This is a genomic window from Cellulomonas humilata (assembly GCF_013359775.1).
Taxonomy (GTDB): domain Bacteria; phylum Actinomycetota; class Actinomycetes; order Actinomycetales; family Cellulomonadaceae; genus Cellulomonas; species Cellulomonas humilata.
This window is the reverse complement of record NZ_JABMCI010000009.1, coordinates 1-214: the sequence shown is the minus strand read 5'-3', so window position 1 is coordinate 214 and position 214 is coordinate 1. Positions and strand designations below refer to the sequence as shown.

Below are 214 nucleotides of genomic sequence, written 5' to 3'. Positions count from 1 at the left end.
TCCAACGCGACCCGCAGGGTTTCCCCGGCGACCCGGTCCAGGCGACCCTTCAAGAACACCCCACCCGGCTGAGCCGACAACGAGAAGAACCGCTCCCGACGCTGCACCTCATGCTCGGCCTCCAACGCACCCGGATCCTGCGCGGCGACCCAGCGAGCCAACGCCCGAGCGAAGTCCGGCCGCGACGCGACCCGCGCCATCCCCACCACCTGCT

The 214-nt window shown here is 71.0% G+C and carries 1 protein-coding gene; it reads right to left on the bottom strand.

Annotated features, from left to right (window positions below):
- A partial coding sequence (locus HP550_RS23240; RefSeq protein ID WP_425484399.1) for a hypothetical protein occupies positions 1-200 on the bottom strand: 200 nt, incomplete at its 3' end.
- Positions 201-214 lie beyond the last annotated feature (14 nt).